The organism is Magnetospirillum gryphiswaldense MSR-1 v2 (genome assembly GCF_000513295.1).
Classification (GTDB): Bacteria; Pseudomonadota; Alphaproteobacteria; order Rhodospirillales; family Magnetospirillaceae; genus Magnetospirillum; species Magnetospirillum gryphiswaldense.
On the sequence record NC_023065.1, the window covers coordinates 501079 to 516595 of the forward strand.

Annotated in this window: 12 protein-coding genes; 7 read left to right on the top strand and 5 right to left on the bottom strand. The window is 63.7% G+C overall.

The features are described from left to right. Nucleotides 1-71 precede the first annotated feature (71 nt). Both MGMSRV2_RS02380 and MGMSRV2_RS02385 read right to left on the bottom strand, forming a co-directional pair. Nucleotides 72-758: a response regulator transcription factor gene (locus MGMSRV2_RS02380; RefSeq protein WP_024078719.1), complete on the bottom strand. Its 687-nt coding sequence runs from the start codon at nucleotides 756-758 to the stop codon at nucleotides 72-74. An 85-nt stretch (nucleotides 759-843) separates the two neighbouring features. After that, on the bottom strand, nucleotides 844-2937 hold the full coding sequence (locus MGMSRV2_RS02385) for an ATP-binding protein (protein WP_024078720.1): 2094 nt from the start codon (nucleotides 2935-2937) through the stop codon (nucleotides 844-846). 145 nt (nucleotides 2938-3082) lie between these two features. Between MGMSRV2_RS02385 and MGMSRV2_RS02390 the strand changes: the two genes are divergently transcribed. Further along, nucleotides 3083-3715: a hypothetical protein gene (locus MGMSRV2_RS02390; RefSeq protein ID WP_052588832.1), complete on the top strand. Its 633-nt coding sequence runs from the start codon at nucleotides 3083-3085 to the stop codon at nucleotides 3713-3715. Between the two features lie 163 nt (nucleotides 3716-3878). Here the strand turns inward: MGMSRV2_RS02390 and mepK are convergent, their stop codons facing one another. From mepK to MGMSRV2_RS02405, 3 genes are all read right to left on the bottom strand, one after another. Then, nucleotides 3879-4442, bottom strand: a complete 564-nt coding sequence (gene mepK, locus MGMSRV2_RS02395; protein WP_024078722.1) for a peptidoglycan L,D-endopeptidase MepK — start codon at nucleotides 4440-4442, stop codon at nucleotides 3879-3881. 83 nt (nucleotides 4443-4525) lie between these two features. Beyond that, complete coding sequence (locus MGMSRV2_RS02400) at nucleotides 4526-6124, bottom strand: L,D-transpeptidase family protein (protein ID WP_024078723.1); 1599 nt, start codon at nucleotides 6122-6124, stop codon at nucleotides 4526-4528. Between the two features lie 130 nt (nucleotides 6125-6254). Further along, nucleotides 6255-6674 carry a rhodanese-like domain-containing protein gene (locus MGMSRV2_RS02405; RefSeq protein WP_024078724.1) on the bottom strand — a complete coding sequence of 140 codons (420 nt, stop codon included), beginning with the start codon at nucleotides 6672-6674 and terminating at the stop codon, nucleotides 6255-6257. Between the two features lie 145 nt (nucleotides 6675-6819). On the opposite strand from MGMSRV2_RS02405, the gene MGMSRV2_RS02410 reads away from it, so the two are divergent. From MGMSRV2_RS02410 to gor, 6 genes are all read left to right on the top strand, one after another. Then, nucleotides 6820-8883, top strand: coding sequence for a nitrite/sulfite reductase (locus MGMSRV2_RS02410; protein ID WP_024078725.1), 2064 nt, complete (start codon nucleotides 6820-6822; stop codon nucleotides 8881-8883). After that, on the top strand, nucleotides 8880-9572 hold the full coding sequence (locus MGMSRV2_RS02415; RefSeq protein ID WP_024078726.1) for a phosphoadenylyl-sulfate reductase: 693 nt from the start codon (nucleotides 8880-8882) through the stop codon (nucleotides 9570-9572). The genes MGMSRV2_RS02410 and MGMSRV2_RS02415 overlap by 4 nt, the downstream gene beginning before the upstream one ends. Nucleotides 9573-9585: 13 nt before the next feature. Continuing rightward, complete coding sequence (cysD, locus tag MGMSRV2_RS02420) at nucleotides 9586-10386, top strand: sulfate adenylyltransferase subunit CysD (RefSeq protein ID WP_041633952.1); 801 nt, start codon at nucleotides 9586-9588, stop codon at nucleotides 10384-10386. An 18-nt stretch (nucleotides 10387-10404) separates the two neighbouring features. Beyond that, nucleotides 10405-12270: an adenylyl-sulfate kinase gene (cysC, locus tag MGMSRV2_RS02425; protein ID WP_024078728.1), complete on the top strand. Its 1866-nt coding sequence runs from the start codon at nucleotides 10405-10407 to the stop codon at nucleotides 12268-12270. A 177-nt stretch (nucleotides 12271-12447) separates the two neighbouring features. Beyond that, a complete protein-coding gene (locus tag MGMSRV2_RS02430; RefSeq protein WP_144084261.1) occupies nucleotides 12448-14103 on the top strand; it encodes a PAS domain S-box protein in 1656 nt (551 codons plus the stop codon). A 33-nt stretch (nucleotides 14104-14136) separates the two neighbouring features. Next, nucleotides 14137-15516 carry a glutathione-disulfide reductase gene (gene gor, locus MGMSRV2_RS02435; protein WP_024078730.1) on the top strand — a complete coding sequence of 460 codons (1380 nt, stop codon included), beginning with the start codon at nucleotides 14137-14139 and terminating at the stop codon, nucleotides 15514-15516. Nucleotide 15517 lies beyond the last annotated feature (1 nt).

Sequence of the window (15517 nt, forward strand, 5' to 3'; positions counted from 1 at the left end):
CTGCCCCTGGCGTCGGAAGGGCGCAACAATCCTCTAGAAACGCGGTCAAGGCAAGGGGGGAGTGAGGCCGGTCAGCCCGACGCCAGAACCAGGGGGGCGGCCCAGCCCGACGACATGGCGATGCGGACCGCCTGGGCACGGTTGGCGGCGCCGATCTTGCGATAGACGTTGCGCAAGTGCACCTTGATGGTGATTTCCTGCAATTCCAGGGCGATGGCGATTTCCTTGTTGGTGCGGCCTTCCACCAAAAGCGCCAGGATTTCGGATTCGCGGCGCGACAATTTGTCGAAGGGGGCGGGGATTTCGCCGGTGCGGGTCGGGCGCTGCTGCAAGGGCATCATCGGCATATGCACCGTCACGTCCTCGAAGAAACTGGACGACGGCAGGTATTTTTCCCCCGACAGCACCAGCCGCAAGGCGTTGACCATGGCGGTGCCGCTGACCGTTTTGGGGATGAAGCCCGAGGCGCCGGCCTGAACGGCGGCGACCACGTGTTCGCGGGTGGAGAAGCCGGAGACGATGACCACGGGAACGTTGGGGAATTGCTTGCGGACGCTTTCCAGCCCCTTAAGTCCATCCATGCCCGGCATCATCAGGTCCAACAGGATCAGGCCCAGGGACGGGGCGGTGGCACCGACGCTCAGGGCTTCGCCCAGATTGGCGGCATCCAGAATTTCGGCCGAGGCATCCAGTTCATGCAGAAACGGCTTCAGTCCGTCCCGCACCAGCTTATGGTCATCGGCGACCAGTATTTGCATCACACGCTCCTTACGTCCCGCCCGTCGGACCGCATCAATAATGCCAAAGCATAGAGGGTCAATGGGTCCAGAACAATGGCAACCATCAAGTTTGGGTAAATTCTTCGTCGCCGGGCGGCAACAGGAAGGTGGCGATGATCTCGCCCAATTTACCCAAGGCCACCGGTTTCTTCAGTACGGCGCAGCGGTCGTCTTGCAGGTTTTCCGCCAATCTTTCGGTGGCTCCCAGGTGACCGGTGACGATGACGATTGGTTGCAGCGGGTCGTATTCACGCAATTGCTCGACCAGTTGTTCGCCGCCGCCCGACGGCATGCGCAAATCGGTGATGACCACGTCGGCGGGGTCGTCGCGGAAGCGGGTCAGCGCCTCGGAGCCGCTGCCGCACAAGGTGACGCGATAGCCCATTTCGGTCAGATAGCGGCCCAGGGTCTCGGTGGCGGTGGTTTCGTCGTCCACCACCATGATATGGGCGTCGATGGGGCAGGTCTGCGGGGGGGATTGCGGCACTTCCTGGGGCTCGTCATTGGCATCGATGGGCAGGGAAATGACGAAACAGGCCCCTTGGCCGGTATTGTCCAGTTCCAGTCGCCCGCCCATGGCATTGATGATGCCGAAGCTGACCGACAGGCCCAGACCGGTGCCGCGCCCGGCTTCCTTGGTGGTGAAGAACGGCTCGAAGATGCGGGCGCGCACGGCGGGTGGGATGCCCGGACCGTTATCGGCGACGCGGATGGTCAGGCGGTTGCCGTCCTGGCGGGCGGTGACGGCGATCTCCGCTGCCCAGGCTCTGCCCCCACCATTGTGTTCGCGCTTTTCCTTCAGCGCGTGATGGGCGTTGGACAACAGGTTCATGATCACCTGTTCCAACTGGACTCGTCGCCCGCGCACCGGGATGGGGGTGTCGGGCAGGCGGGTGACCAGAGTGATCTCGTCCGGGCGCAATTGGCCTTCCAGCACCGCCATGGCCGAGCGGGTGGCCGACATGGCGTCGAACACCTGCATGGGGGAATTGTCGCGGCGCGAGAAGATACGGATGTCGTCGATGATTTCGGCGGTGCGCTGCGACTGGTCGGCGATCAGATGAAATTGCTGAGCCTGCCATTCCGGTGTCGCCTTGCCGCGTTCGATGAACAGCAACGCCCCCTCGGCGGTCAGGCGGATGATGTTGAGGGGCTGCGACAATTCGTGCACCAGACCGGCGGCCATTTCGCCCAAGGTGGCCAGCTTGGCCGTCTGCACCAATTGTTCCTGCACCTCGCGCCGGTCGGAAATGTCGCGGATCACCAGCAGGCGGGCCGGGCGGCTGTGGAAGGTGATGGTGGTGGCCACCACTTCGGCGTCGAAAAGACTGCCATCCAGGCGGATCATCTGATGTTCCGCCCGCACCCGTCCGGGCGGCGGTCGGGTGAAGCGCTCGATCAGGATGGGGTGTTCTTCCGGCGGGATCAGTTGCAGGATGGATTCGCCCACCAGCGACGACAGGCCGTTGCCGAACACCTGCAAGGCGGCAGGATTGGCGAACAGGATCTCGCCCATGGAATGGACCAGGATGGCGTCGGGGGTCAGCTCGATCAGCGACCGGTAGCGTTCCTCGCTTTCGGCCAGTTCGCGCACCGCCCGGTCGTGTTCCACCCGCATGCGCAAGGTGCCGATGCCGTAACTGAGGTTGCGGGCCAGATCCTCGAGCAGGCGGACGATGTCGGCATCGAAGGCGTCGGGCTCGCCGGCGTAGATGACCAGGGCGCCGATACGTTCGGCCACCTGCGCCAGCGGCAGGGCGATGCACGAGCGGAAGCCGTGCTTGCGCACCGATTCGCGCCAGGGGGCGAAGCGGGGGTCGGTTTCGGTATCGACGGTGATCTGGGTGACGCCGGTGCGGATGGCGTTGCCGATGGGGCCGTGACCACGGATGCCTTCGCCCCAGGATGCGCCGATTTCATCGACGTAATCGGTGCGCCAGCCGGCCACCGCCATGGGGATGACCGATTGTGCGTCGTCGTTCTGGGCATAACCGACCCAGGCCAGCTTGAACCCTGCCACCTCGACGGCGATGCGGCAGATGTGTTCCAGCAGGGTTTTCTCGTCGGTTGCCCGCAGCAAGGCCTCGGTGGATCGGGTCAGGGTGGTGACGGCACGATCGATCTGGCGAAGCTGATCGGCTACGGAATGGGCAATCATCGAGGCGGGAAGCCTTTCCCTGTCGGCGGGTTGGTGCCATACATGCTAACGCGCGGCGGCGGTGGGCGATAGGGTTTCATAGGATTAGCCGCCAGGGCAAAAAGGGTGAGACATGCGGATCACGGGCTTATGCGTCGGATTAGTCTTGAATTTGGTCATGGTGCTGCCGGCGGCGGCGGCCGAGCGGGCGCTTGACCTATTGGATGCGGCGGTGTCGTTCACCGCCGATTTCACCGTCAGCGGCGACAAGGGCACCTATCACGGCAGCGTCTGGCACGCACCGGGGCGAGAGCGGCGCGATTTCTCGACCAAGGATGGTGGGCAGGCGGTGATCCTGCGCCGCGACACCAACAGCGCCTATCTGTTGAAGCCGTCGGGACGCTGGTATGTGGGCCTGGCCTTCAGCGCCGTCGGCGTCTTGGCCGGCGGTATCGACACCCTGACGGTGGAGCGCACCCGCCTGGGCTCCGATGTGGTCGCCGGTATCAGGACCACCCGTTACAAGGTGGTCGGCAACGGCCCCAAGGGCAGCCGTTTCGACGGCCATGCCTGGTTCGCCAATGACGGCGTGATGATGAAGGCCGAGGGAACGGTGACGGAAAGCAATGGCCGTCGGTCGGAGGTGGCGACGGCCTTGAGCAACCTGCGTTTGGGCAAGGTGGACGAACGCATGTTCGAGCTGCCGGCGGGCTGGATGGGCATGGATTTGCGCTCGGTCCCGCCTGAGCGTCTGGCTCAGGCCATCGAGGCCATGCGCCCCCTGCTGGAAGGGCGCTGAGTTAGTTACTCGTGAAAAAGTCCTTCGCTGCGCTCAGTGTACTTTTTCCCGTTGTTTGAAGCGGAGAAAAATAGGCTTGGGGCGGCGCCTTGCGCCTATTTTTCGCTTTTACGTTTTACCGCCTTGGCGAGGCAAAGCCGAGGGACTTTTTCACGGCGACGAATTACCAGAAACGGACGCGCCCGGTATCCAGATGCACGAATTTGGAACCGGGATAGGTGCCGACGCCGCCGACCTTCAGCGATTTGGCGGCACGACCGACCACCCGGGTGGTGGCGCCGGGGATGCGGATGTCCACCGCCTTGCCGCTCATGTGCAGGCTGCCTTGGGCGACCCCGTCGGTGGCTGCCGCCAGCATGGCATTGGTGGTGGGCGAGCGATAGCCGGACACGATGTGGATGGCGCCCTTGGCCCCCAGGCGGCGGTGGGTGGCGGCCATCAGGTCCAGAAGCCGCGGGTCCATGGGGTGGGTATCACCCGAACGGTGATCGCGCAGCAGGCGGCTGATCTGCGACAACGATTTGGCGATATAGCGGCCATCGGCCCAATAGACCGTCTTGACCCATTCGCCGGTATGGATGTTGTACAGGTTGAGCGCACGTTCCGGCATGGCGCGAACGGCGGCTTCCAGCGGCGAAGTCAACGCCAGCGTGGCGGCGGCACCGATACCCGCGCCCAAAAACATGCGGCGCGATAGGGTCTGATCGCCAGTGCGGTCCTGGTTCATGCGTTTCCCCCTCTTGACGGGGGAGACTCATACCATCGCCCAGGGGTGGGGAGTCAACCCGGAATCAAGGAAAGATACGCACATTACTTCTTGACGGGTTCCTGGCTGACCTGCGGCTGAGGCGGCTGCTGCCGGCGCTTTAACGCTGTTTTCAGGCGCGAATCATGCCCATACAAATCTTCACGGAAATGTACGGTGCCGTCTTCGTCGGACCAGGCGGTCATATACATAAGGTAAACGGTCAGCGGCTTGTCCAGCTTGACCGTGCGGGTGGTGTCGTCGAGCACCCACTCATCGAGCTTGTCGGCCTGGGCCGGCAGCAGCAGCTTGGCCAGGTCGGTGGGGCGTTCCAGGCGGACGCAGCCATGGGACAGAGCACGGAAGATACGACCGAAATACTGCCGCTTGGGCGTGTCGTGCAGATAGATGTCGTCGCCGTTGTCCAGGTTGAATTTGACCTGGCCCAAGGCATTGTCGCTGCCGGGCTTCTGCCGCAGACGATAGGGAAACTTGGAATATTTGGACCAGTCGATGCCCAATCCCTGCGATTTTTCAAAGTCACCGTCGAAGGCATCGAGAATGCGCATGTTGTTGTTGGCCAGATAGCCGGGATCCTTGCGCAGCTTGGGCAGGATTTCCTTGGTGGCGATAGAGGGCGGCACCGTCCAGGTGGGGTTGATGACCACCGAGGTCATGGTGGTGGCCATGGTCGGCGTCTGGTGCTGGATATCGCCGACGACAACCCGCATGGCCATGTCGATGCGGCCCTCGCGCACCAGTTCGAAATGGGCGGCGGGCAGGTTGACGGCGATATGGGTTGAATCCAGTCGCCGCGGCATCCAGCGCCAGCGTTCCAGATTGGCGGCCACCTGACGGACGCGTTCCTCGGCGCTGATGTTGAGCGCGGTCAAGGTCTGCTTGCCGATGGCGCCGTCGGGATCGATGCCGTGCCGGCCCTGGAACCGCTTGACCGCCTCGATCAATGGGGCATCCAGGGTGTTGCCCTGACTTTGGCTGGCGGCCAGCTCGCCGGTGACGATCAGACGCTTGCGCACCAGGGGCAGGCGCGCATCCTCCATACCAGCCTTGATGGATGGGCCGTCGGGGATGACCGACCAACCGCCATCGGCGGCCAGTTTTTCGTATCGGGCCAGGGCGACCTTCAGGCGGTGATAGCCGGCATAAGCCGGCTGCACCGGGATCAGAGTGGCGGCCAATTCGCGCCCGGCAGCAAGCTCGCGCAAGATCGCGGTGCCGTCCAGCTTGGGTCGAATCTCGGCGCCCATGCCGCCGACCTGACGGGTGGGGGCGACGCGACCGATGGACAGGTCGCGGGCAAAGCGGGCCAGGGTTTCCGAAATCAGCAGGTCACGGTCGTCGGCGTTGTTGATGTCCGGCACCACATAGGCCTGTGGGCGCAAGCCCTCGCCGGCGGCGACCGCCTGGATCTGGGCCAGCAGCTTGTCGGCGCGCGGGCGCGCCTCGCCCGACCACGCGGCCTTGAAGCCCCGCTCGCTGTAGAAAGCGCGGATCAGGTCGCTTTCCAGGGGGTGTTCCCCCACCTGAATAACGGCGCTGTCTTCGGCCAAGCGGGCGGCGATCGAGGCCCTGGCATCGGCGCAGAAAAGCCCCGGTATCAGGACCAGGGCGGCAGCAACGTACAGCGGACGGATAAAAGACAAGGTTTTCTACTCGGACCGAATTCACCTCAGCATGGGTATCGGGCTTGACGTAATTTAAGTCAACGGTTGTCGCGGCCCCATGGTGACGGCGCCGCGACACTGCGTCTGTTGTGCAACACTTAAGCTAGGGTCAACCCTGTAGCCAGGGCAGGCCTTGGGCTTTCCAGCCGCCCTGGGAGCCGCGATGGCGGGATTCGTCCAGCGGTCCCTCGAAACCGTCGCTGATATTCCAGCATTCCTTGTATCCCAGCGACGTCATCAGTTCCGCCGCCGCCTTCGAGCGCACGCCCGACCGGCACAGGAACAAAAGCGGTGTCTCGGTGCCGATGCCCTGGGCCGCCAATTGCTGGGCGAAGGCGTCGTTCTTGGTCATGGTCGGGAAAATCTGCCACGACACCAAGACGGGCTGGGTTTCCAGGGACGACAGATCGGGCAAGCCGACGAACTGCCACTCCGCCTGGGTACGGACGTCGACCAGACGGGCCTCGGGGGTGGATTTCAGCTTTTCCCAGCTGTCACGGGGCGAGATGTCGCCGGAATAGGTGCTCATGGCGGTTCCTTTATACGTATAATCTAGTGGTAAATGGTATTAATATACACAAAAAACTGTTGTTTTGTAGATTATGGCGTGGTATTTCGTAAATCACAGTATGACATACACATGATGTGGTGTGAATAAAGAAAGGGTGCCTGAAATGTTGGATGCCATCCCCACCGATCCGGTCCTGGCCGAGCCGCTGGTGCGTGACGCCGACCTGAGCGAATACCGGGCCGCCCTGGCGCGACATCAGCGGGGCGAGTGGGATGCCGAGCGTTTCACCGCCTTTCGCCTGCGTTTCGGCGTCTACGGCCAAAAGCAGCCGGGCGTGCAGATGGTTCGCATCAAGATCCCCGGTGGGCGGCTGTCGCCAGCGTGGCTGCGCACCATCGGTCAGGCCAACCGCACTTACGCCCAGGGCGATGCCCATCTGACCACCCGCCAGGACGTGCAGATTTATTCGGTACCGCTGGATCAAAGCCCCGCTCTGCTGGAATTGCTATATGCCAACGGCATCACCACCCGCGAAGCCTGCGGCAACACCATCCGCAACCTGACCGCCTGCGCCCTGGCCGGCGCCTGCCCGCGGGAACTGGTGGATGCCGGCAAGGTGGCCGATCAATTGGCCCGCGCCTGGCTGCGCCATCCGCTGGTGCAGAACATGCCGCGCAAGCTGAAATTCACCGTCTCGGGCTGCGCCACCGATTGCGGTCATTCGTCCATTCACGATCTGGGCCTGATCGCCATCGATAAGGACGGCCAGCGCGGTTTTCGCATCCTGGCCGGCGGCGGTCTGGGCAGCCAGCCGCGTGCGGCGATCGAGGTTCTGCCCTTTGTCGCTGAAACCGACCTGCCGGCGGTGATCGAGGCTTTGGCCCGTCTGCACCAGCGTTATTCCGACCGCCGCAACCGCAATGCGTCGCGGGTCAAGTTCGTGGTCAAGCGTTTCGGCGAGGAAAAGTTCCGCACCCTGTTCGCCGAGGAATTCGAGCGCGTGCGTCAGTTGCCCCAGCGTCCGTGGACCGGTCTGGAATGGCGCGACGCCCTGGAAGCCCCGGTGTCCCGCGCTCCGGTCGGCCTGATCTCCGCCCATGACGGCAGCACCGCCGTGTCGGTGCTGGTGCCCCTGGGCATCTTGTCGTCGGACCAGTTGGACCGTCTGGCCGAAATCGCCGAAGCCGCCGGGGTCACCGATCTGCGCGCCACCCGTGAACAGAATCTGGTGTTCCTGGGCGTTGCCGCCGACAAGGTGGCGGCGGTGGTCGACGGCGTCACCGCCATCGGCTTGCAGGTGCCCGCCTCGGCGGAACAGGCGCCGACGGTGATTTCCTGCCCCGGCACCACCACCTGCCGCATCGGCATCACCAATTCGCAAAGCTTCGCCCGTCAGGCCCTGGCCAGCGCCCTCAACGATCCGTTGGCCAAGGGTCTCAGCGTCCATGTCTCGGGCTGCCAGAATTCCTGCGGCCTGCACCATGTGGCCGATTTCGGCCTGCACGGCGCCGCCAAGAAGGTGGAGGGCCGCGCCACCCCGCATTACCAATTGCATTTCGGCGGCGACGCCAATGCCGGCCTGGTTGGCTTGGGCGGCCCGACCATTCCGGCCAAGCTGGCCGACCAGGCTTTGGCCCTGCTGCGTCAGGCCCTGGCGCAAGGGCGTCAGAGCGGTGAAAGCGTGCGTGCCTGGGCTGAACGATTGGGCCAGGACGGCATCGCCGCCATTCTGGCGCCTCTGGATGCCGGTGCCACCGATGGCCTGTTCGTCGATTGGGGCGATGCGGTGGATTTCCCCGGCGCCCCCCAAGCCAAGGGCGAGTGCGCCGCCCCCTTCGCCATGGATTTGTGCTACGCCGATCTGGCCGACGATGCCCTGATTTCCACCGACCGCCACCTGATCGCCGGTTTGCATGATACCGCTCGGGATACTGCCGCCGACGCTCAGGCCTTTGCCCTGCGGCGCCTGCTGCACGCCCGTGGCATCGTCACCGAGGACGGCATTGCCGTCGGCGCTCTGCTGTCGCAGGTGTCGCAGGTATGGGCCGATTCCCCGGTCATCGCCCAGGCGGTGGGCCAAGCGGATAAGGCCCAGGCGCAGGATGCCCAGACCTATCGCGAGGCGGTAGCCTATCTGCTGGACAGCGTCGCCGAGGCCATCGCCGCCCCGGTTCCGGCTGTGGCCGAGGTGGGGGACATCAACGCCTTGCTGGGGGCGGTGCCATGAGCCACGTGGATTACAGCGCTGCTTACGGTCACCTGTCCGGTAAGGATCTGATCGAGGTCATCGCTCATCAGGTGTTTCCGGGCAAGGTGGCGGTGACCTCGTCGTTCGGGGCCGAATCCGCCGTGCTGTTGGATCTGGTGGCTCAGGTGGATCCGTCCATTCCGGTGGTTTTCCTCGATACCGGTGAGTTGTTCGACGAAACCCTGGAATACCGCTATCGGCTCGAGCGCCAGTTGGGGTTGACCAATGTGGTGGTGGTGCGTCCGGCATCGGAAGACCTGACCGAGGCCGAGGATCTGTGGCGCACCGACCATGACCGCTGCTGTTATTTGCGCAAGGTGTTGCCGCTGGCCCGTGCGGTCGAGGGGTATGCCGGCCTGATCGACGGACGCAAGCAAGCCCACGGCTTCGATCGCCAAGCCTTGTCCACCGTCCAGGTGTCGGGCGAGGTGGTCAAAATCAGCCCGCTGGCCAATTGGAGCGAGGACGACGTACAAAAGGCCTTTGTCAGCCGTGGCCTGCCCACCCATCCGCTGGTCGAGCAGGGCTATCGCTCCATCGGTTGCTGGCCGTGTACACGCCCGACCAAGCCGGGCGAATCGGCCCGCGCCGGGCGCTGGGCCGGCAGCGCCAAGACCGAATGTGGAATTCATACCCTTGTCCTTGGCAGCGACGGCGCCGGGATCTGACGGAAAGAAAATGATGAACGACCTCGACCAACTGGAAGCCCAATCCATCTACATCTTCCGCGAAGCCTTCAACCGGCTCGACAAGATCGCCATGCTGTGGTCCATCGGCAAGGACAGCAACGTCATGCTGTGGCTGGCGCGCAAGGCTTTCTTCGGCCATGTGCCGTTCCCGGTTCTGCATGTGGACACCAGCTACAAGATCCCGGAAATGATCGAATTCCGCGACCGGGTGGCGAAGGACTGGAAGCTGCCCCTGATCATCGGTCAGAACAAGGCGGCGCTTGAGGCCGGCATGCACCCCGACCAAGGCCGGGTCACCTGCTGCTCGGCCTTGAAGACCGAAGGGCTGAAGGCGCTTTTGGCCGAACACGGCTTTACCGGCGTCATCGCCGGCATCCGCCGCGACGAGGAAGGCACGCGGGCCAAGGAACGGGTGTTCAGCCCGCGCAACGACACCAACGAATGGGACGTGCGCGACCAGCCGCCGGAATTCTGGGACCAGTTCAAGACCGATTTCGCCCCCGGCACCCACTTGCGCATCCATCCGCTGCTGGCCTGGACCGAGTTGGACGTGTGGCGTTACATCGCCCGCGAGGGCATCCCGGTGGTCGATCTCTATTTCTCCAAGAACGGGCGGCGCTATCGCTCGTTGGGCTGCGCGCCCTGCACCGGCTCCATCGCCTCGACCGCGTCCACCGTCGACGAGATCGTCGAGGAACTGGAGACCACCAAGACGTCCGAGCGCGCTGGTCGCGCCCAGGACAAGGAATCCGAAGACGCCTTCGAGCGGCTGCGCGCCGCCGGTTATATGTAAGCAAGGGACGACACACTCATGTCCAACACTCCGCTCAAGATCGTCGTCGTCGGCCATGTGGACCACGGCAAGTCCACCCTGGTCGGTCGTCTGCTGCACGAAACCGGCGCCCTGCCCGAAGGCAAGGTCGAGTACCTGAAGGAAGTCTGCGACAAGCGCGGCATGCCGTTCGAATGGGCCTTCGTCATGGATGCGCTTCAGGCCGAACGCGACCAGGGCATCACCATCGACACCTCGCAATTGCGGTTCCATACCGGCAACCGTCCGGTGCTGATCATCGATGCCCCCGGCCACAAGGAATTCCTGAAGAACATGATCACCGGCGCCGCGTCCGCCGAAGCCGCCGTGCTGGTCATCGACGCCCATGAAGGCGTGCAGGAACAATCCCGCCGCCATGGCTATCTGCTGCACCTCCTGGGCCTGACCCAGATCGCCGTCGCCGTCAACAAGATGGATCTGGTCGATTGGTCGGAAGCCCGCTTCCAGGAGGTGGAAGCGGAAATCCGCGCCTATCTGGGCGGCATCGGCGTCACCCCCACCCATGTGGTGCCGGTGTCGGCGCGCGGTGGCGACAACATCAACGCCGTTTCGGAAAAGTCGGCCTGGTACAAGGGGCCGTCGGTGATCGGCGCGCTGGATGGTTTCGCTGCCGCTGCCGTCGCTACCGATCTGGCTTTGCGCCTGCCGGTGCAGGACGTCTACAAGTTCGACAGCCGCCGCATCATCTCGGGCCGCATCGAAAGCGGGCGCATCAAGGTGGGCGACCGCCTGACCTTCTCGCCCTCGGGCAAGTCGGCCCGCGTCGCCAGCATCGAAGGCTGGGCCGGGTCCGACATCACCGTGCTCAGTGCCGGTGCCGGCCAGTCGGTGGGCGTCACCCTGGACGAGCCCATTTTCGTCGAGCGCGGTCAAGTGGCCCATCTGGCCGAAGCCGCCCCGGCCTTGGCCCATGAAATCCGGGCCCGCGTGTTCTGGCTGGGCCGCGACCCGCTGGCCTTGGGCGACCGCCTCAAGCTGAAGCTGGCCACCGCCGAATATCACGTGGAAGTGGCGGCCATCGAGAAGGTCATCGACGTCGAGGATCTGGGCAGTCACCAGGGCGCCCAGGTCGGTCGCAACGCCGTGGCCGAACTGGTGTTCCGTTCACGCGGGGCTATGGCCTTCGACACCTTCGGCGACAACGCCCGGCTGGGCCGCTTCGTCCTGGTGCACGGCTACGATATCGTCGGCGGCGGCATCGTCGGTGCCGCCATGGACAACCGCAACATCTTCCATGTGGATCATCAGGTGACCTCGGAATCCCGGGCACGGGCCAATGGTCACAAGGGCGGTGTGTTGTGGCTGACCGGCCTGTCGGGTGCCGGGAAGTCGACCATCGCCATGGAACTGGAGCGCCGCCTATTCCAGAAGGGCTGGCAGGTCAACGCGTTGGACGGCGACAATGTCCGCCACGGCCTGTGCAGCGATCTGGGCTTCAGCCCCGAGGACCGCAGCGAAAACATCCGCCGCGTCGGCGAGATCGGCCATCTGTTCGCCCGGGCCGGCATGCTGGTGATCACCGCCTTCATCAGCCCCTATCGCGCCGACCGCGACCGGGTGCGTGCCATTGATCCCGAGGCCTTTCATGAAATCCATGTCGCCACCGGCTTGGATGAATGCGAACGCCGCGACCCCAAGGGTCTGTACAAAAAGGCACGCAAGGGCGAAATCATCGATTTCACCGGCGTTTCCGCCCCCTATGAGGCGCCGGAAAATCCTGAATTGACCCTGAATACCGATGGCAAGTCGGTGGAGGAGACGGTGAGCGAATTGGTCTCCTATGTGGAAGCCCAGTTCGGGCGCAACGCGGTGGACACCATGACCGCCTGGACTTTTCGTATTTAGTTTGAACGGCGACGCGTCCCACTCCCGGAAAGGGGAGCGAATCATACCTTCGCTCCCCTTGTTCTTATCCCAGGATGAACCCACAGTAAGAGGAATAGGTATTACCAAAAAAGAATAGGTAACAGGGGAGTGCGCGTGGCGAACAACCGGCTCCGAATCAAGCCTGGGCCCGAGAGCGTGCCTTTCAAGCGGCGTGCGGTTCTCAGTCGCTTGCGGTCGCGCATCAGCGAGTTGGAACTGGCGCAAAAAGAGGCCAATGCCTCCCGTGACGCGCTGATGGCCACCACCCGCGCCCTGCGTGAAAGCGAAGAGCGCTATGCCCTGGCCATGCGCGGCCCCAACGAGGGTCTGTGGGACTGGAACCCGATCACCAAGGAACTGTATCTGTCCGCCCGCTTGCTGGCCATTTTGGGGTTTTCCGGTGAAACCGTGCGCACCACCTCGCACGATTGGCTGAAGATGGTGCATCCCGATGACCGGGTGCCCTATCAATCCACCCTGGTCCAGCATCTCAAAGGCCAAACCGACCACTTTGAATGCGAATATCGGGTCCGCGGTCGCAATGGCGAATACCGCTGGATTTTGTCGCGCGGTCTGGCGGTCCGCGACGAAAACGGTGTGGCAACCCGTATGGTCGGGTCCATCGGCGACGTCACCGACCGGAAACGGCGCGAGGCGGTTCTGCGGGCCAGCGAAGCGCGCTTCCGTTCCCTGGTCGAGGCCGCCGCCAGCATCATCGTCGTCGTCGGTGCCGATGGAAGGGTGCGCGAATTCAACCGTGAGGCCGAGCGCATGTTCGGTCTGTCGGCGGCGGCGGCCATCGGTCGGGCCTGGAGCACTATCCTGGATAGCAATCGGGTGGGCCAAGACGGCGATCGCTTCGATCAATGGCTGGATGAGGTGCGCAAGGGCTGGCAGGTGCGCGATCGCGAAACGGTGCTGGGCCAGCACATCATTTCGTGGAATCTGGCGCCGCTGAGCGATGATGACGGTATCGTCATCGTCGGTCAGGACATCACCCAGCGTCGCCGGGCGGAAACCGCGCTCAGGCAGGCCAACGATCTGTTGGAATACCGTGTTGCCGCCCGCACCGCCGAAGCCGAGGCGGCCTGCCGCCAGGCGGAAGAGGCCAACCGCTGCAAAAGCGAGTTCCTGGCCAATATGAGCCATGAATTACGCACACCCTTGAATGCCATCATCGGTTTTTCCGACGCCATGCGCCTTGGGGTGATGGGGCCGGTGGAAAATCCGCTTTACGCTGAATACGTCCAGGCCATCTGGGAATCGGGCACGCACCTTTTGTCCATTATCAACGACGTCCTCGACCTGTCCAAGGTCGAGGCCGGTCACTTCGACCTGGCGCCCGAACGGCTGCCGCTGACGCCTTTAGCCGAGCAGGTGATCCGGCTGATGGCGGAAAAGGCCATGCGCCACCGTCTCGAACTGCGCCTGCAGGTGGATGGCGATCCTGGCCATGCTTTGGTCGACCCGCTGCGGCTGAAGCAGGTTCTGTTCAACTTGCTGGCCAACGCCGTCAAGTTCACTCCTGCCGGCGGTCATGTCATTCTGTCCTTGGGCCGCGATGACGGCGGCAGTTGGATCAAGGTCGCCGATTCGGGTATCGGCATGAGGCCGGAAGATATCGACCGGGTGTTGGAACCCTTCGTCCAGATCGATTCCCACCTGAGCCGACGCAATATGGGGACCGGGCTGGGCTTGCCCTTGGCCAAGCGTTTCATCGAGTTGCATGGCGGCACCTTGGCCCTGGCCAGCCAGCCGGGGCAGGGGACGGTGGTGACCATCCGTCTGTCGCCGGCCATGGCGCTATGCTAGGCTGGGGGCTTGTCGTCAGCGGGAGCATTTTCCATGTCCGGTTTTGATTTCGACCTTGTCACCATCGGCGCCGGTTCGGGCGGGGTGCGCGCTTCGCGCATGGCCGCGCGGCTGGGCAAAAGGGTGGCGGTGGCCGAAGAAAGCCGGGTCGGCGGCACCTGCGTCATGCGCGGCTGCGTGCCGAAAAAGCTGCTGGTCATGGGCGCCCATATGGCCGAGGACATCGCCGATGCCGCCGGTTTCGGCTGGGATGTGGGCGAGGTGTCGTTCGACTGGGGCCGGCTGGTCAGCGCCAAGAACGTTGAATTGAACCGGCTGGAGGGCGTCTATAACCGCATCCTGCGCGATTCCGGCGTCACCGTGCTGGAAGGCCGTGGCACGGTCGTCGACGCCCACACCGTCGAGGTGGCGGGCAAGCGCTATTCGGCAGAAAACATCCTGATCGCCACCGGCGGACGCCCGTCCTTGCCCAAGATTCCCGGCATCGAGCACGCCATCACCTCGAACGAGGCCCTGGACCTGCTGCAATTGCCCAAATCCATGGTCATTGTCGGCGGCGGCTATATCGCGGTGGAATTCGCCGGTATTTTCAATGCATTGGGCGTCAAGGTGACGCAAGTCCTGCGCGGCGAGGCGACGTTGCGCGGCTTCGACCAGGACATCCGCGCCGCCCTGGATGAAGCCCTGGTGGCCAAGGGCATTGACCTTCGGCGCGAAACCCAGGTGCTGTCCATTGAAAAGGTGGCGGGTGGCTATGATCTGCGGCTGTCGGGCGACGAAACCCTGCGCGTCGATCTGGTCATGTACGCCACCGGACGCGCCCCCAATACCAGTGGCCTGGGTCTGGTGGACGTGGGCGTGCAGATGGATGAAAACGGCGCCATCGTGGTGGATGAGTTTTCCCATACCTCGGTGCCCAGCATCTGGGCCATCGGCGATGTCACCGACCGCATGAACCTGACGCCGGTGGCCCTGGCCGAGGGCATGGCCCTGGTGCAGACTCTGTTTCTGGGCAATCCGACCACTGTGGATTACGAAAACGTGCCCACCGCCGTGTTCTCCATGCCGACCATCTCCACCGTCGGCCTGACCGAGGAACAGGCGCGTACCAAGTGCGGCTGCGCCATCGATGTCTATGTGTCGCGCTTCAAACCCATGAAGAACACGCTGTCGGGCCGCGACGAACGTACGCTGATGAAGATGATCGTCGAGCGCGCCACCGACAAGGTTTTGGGTATTCACGTTTTGGGGCCGGATGCGGCGGAAATGGTTCAGGGTTTCGCCGTGGCGCTGAAATGCGGGGTGACCAAGGCGCAGATGGATTCCACCATCGGCATCCACCCGACGGCCGCCGAGGAACTGGTGACCATGCGCGATAAAAGGCCCGATCCCAGCCCGGAATGTCAGGATTGAT

Excerpts from the sequence above, each read along its gene's own strand:
- MGMSRV2_RS02415 (WP_024078726.1), top strand. The coding sequence starts at position 8,880 with ATGAGCCACGTGGATTACAGCGCTGCTTACGGTCACCTGTCCGGTAAG.
- cysD (WP_041633952.1), top strand. The coding sequence starts at position 9,586 with ATGAACGACCTCGACCAACTGGAAGCCCAATCCATCTACATCTTCCGC.
- MGMSRV2_RS02410 (WP_024078725.1), top strand. The coding sequence starts at position 6,820 with ATGTTGGATGCCATCCCCACCGATCCGGTCCTGGCCGAGCCGCTGGTG.
- MGMSRV2_RS02385 (WP_024078720.1), bottom strand. The coding sequence starts at position 2,937 with ATGATTGCCCATTCCGTAGCCGATCAGCTTCGCCAGATCGATCGTGCC.
- MGMSRV2_RS02405 (WP_024078724.1), bottom strand. The coding sequence starts at position 6,674 with ATGAGCACCTATTCCGGCGACATCTCGCCCCGTGACAGCTGGGAAAAG.
- mepK (WP_024078722.1), bottom strand. The coding sequence starts at position 4,442 with ATGAACCAGGACCGCACTGGCGATCAGACCCTATCGCGCCGCATGTTT.
- cysC (WP_024078728.1), top strand. The coding sequence starts at position 10,405 with ATGTCCAACACTCCGCTCAAGATCGTCGTCGTCGGCCATGTGGACCAC.
- gor (WP_024078730.1), top strand. The coding sequence starts at position 14,137 with ATGTCCGGTTTTGATTTCGACCTTGTCACCATCGGCGCCGGTTCGGGC.
- MGMSRV2_RS02380 (WP_024078719.1), bottom strand. The coding sequence starts at position 758 with ATGCAAATACTGGTCGCCGATGACCATAAGCTGGTGCGGGACGGACTG.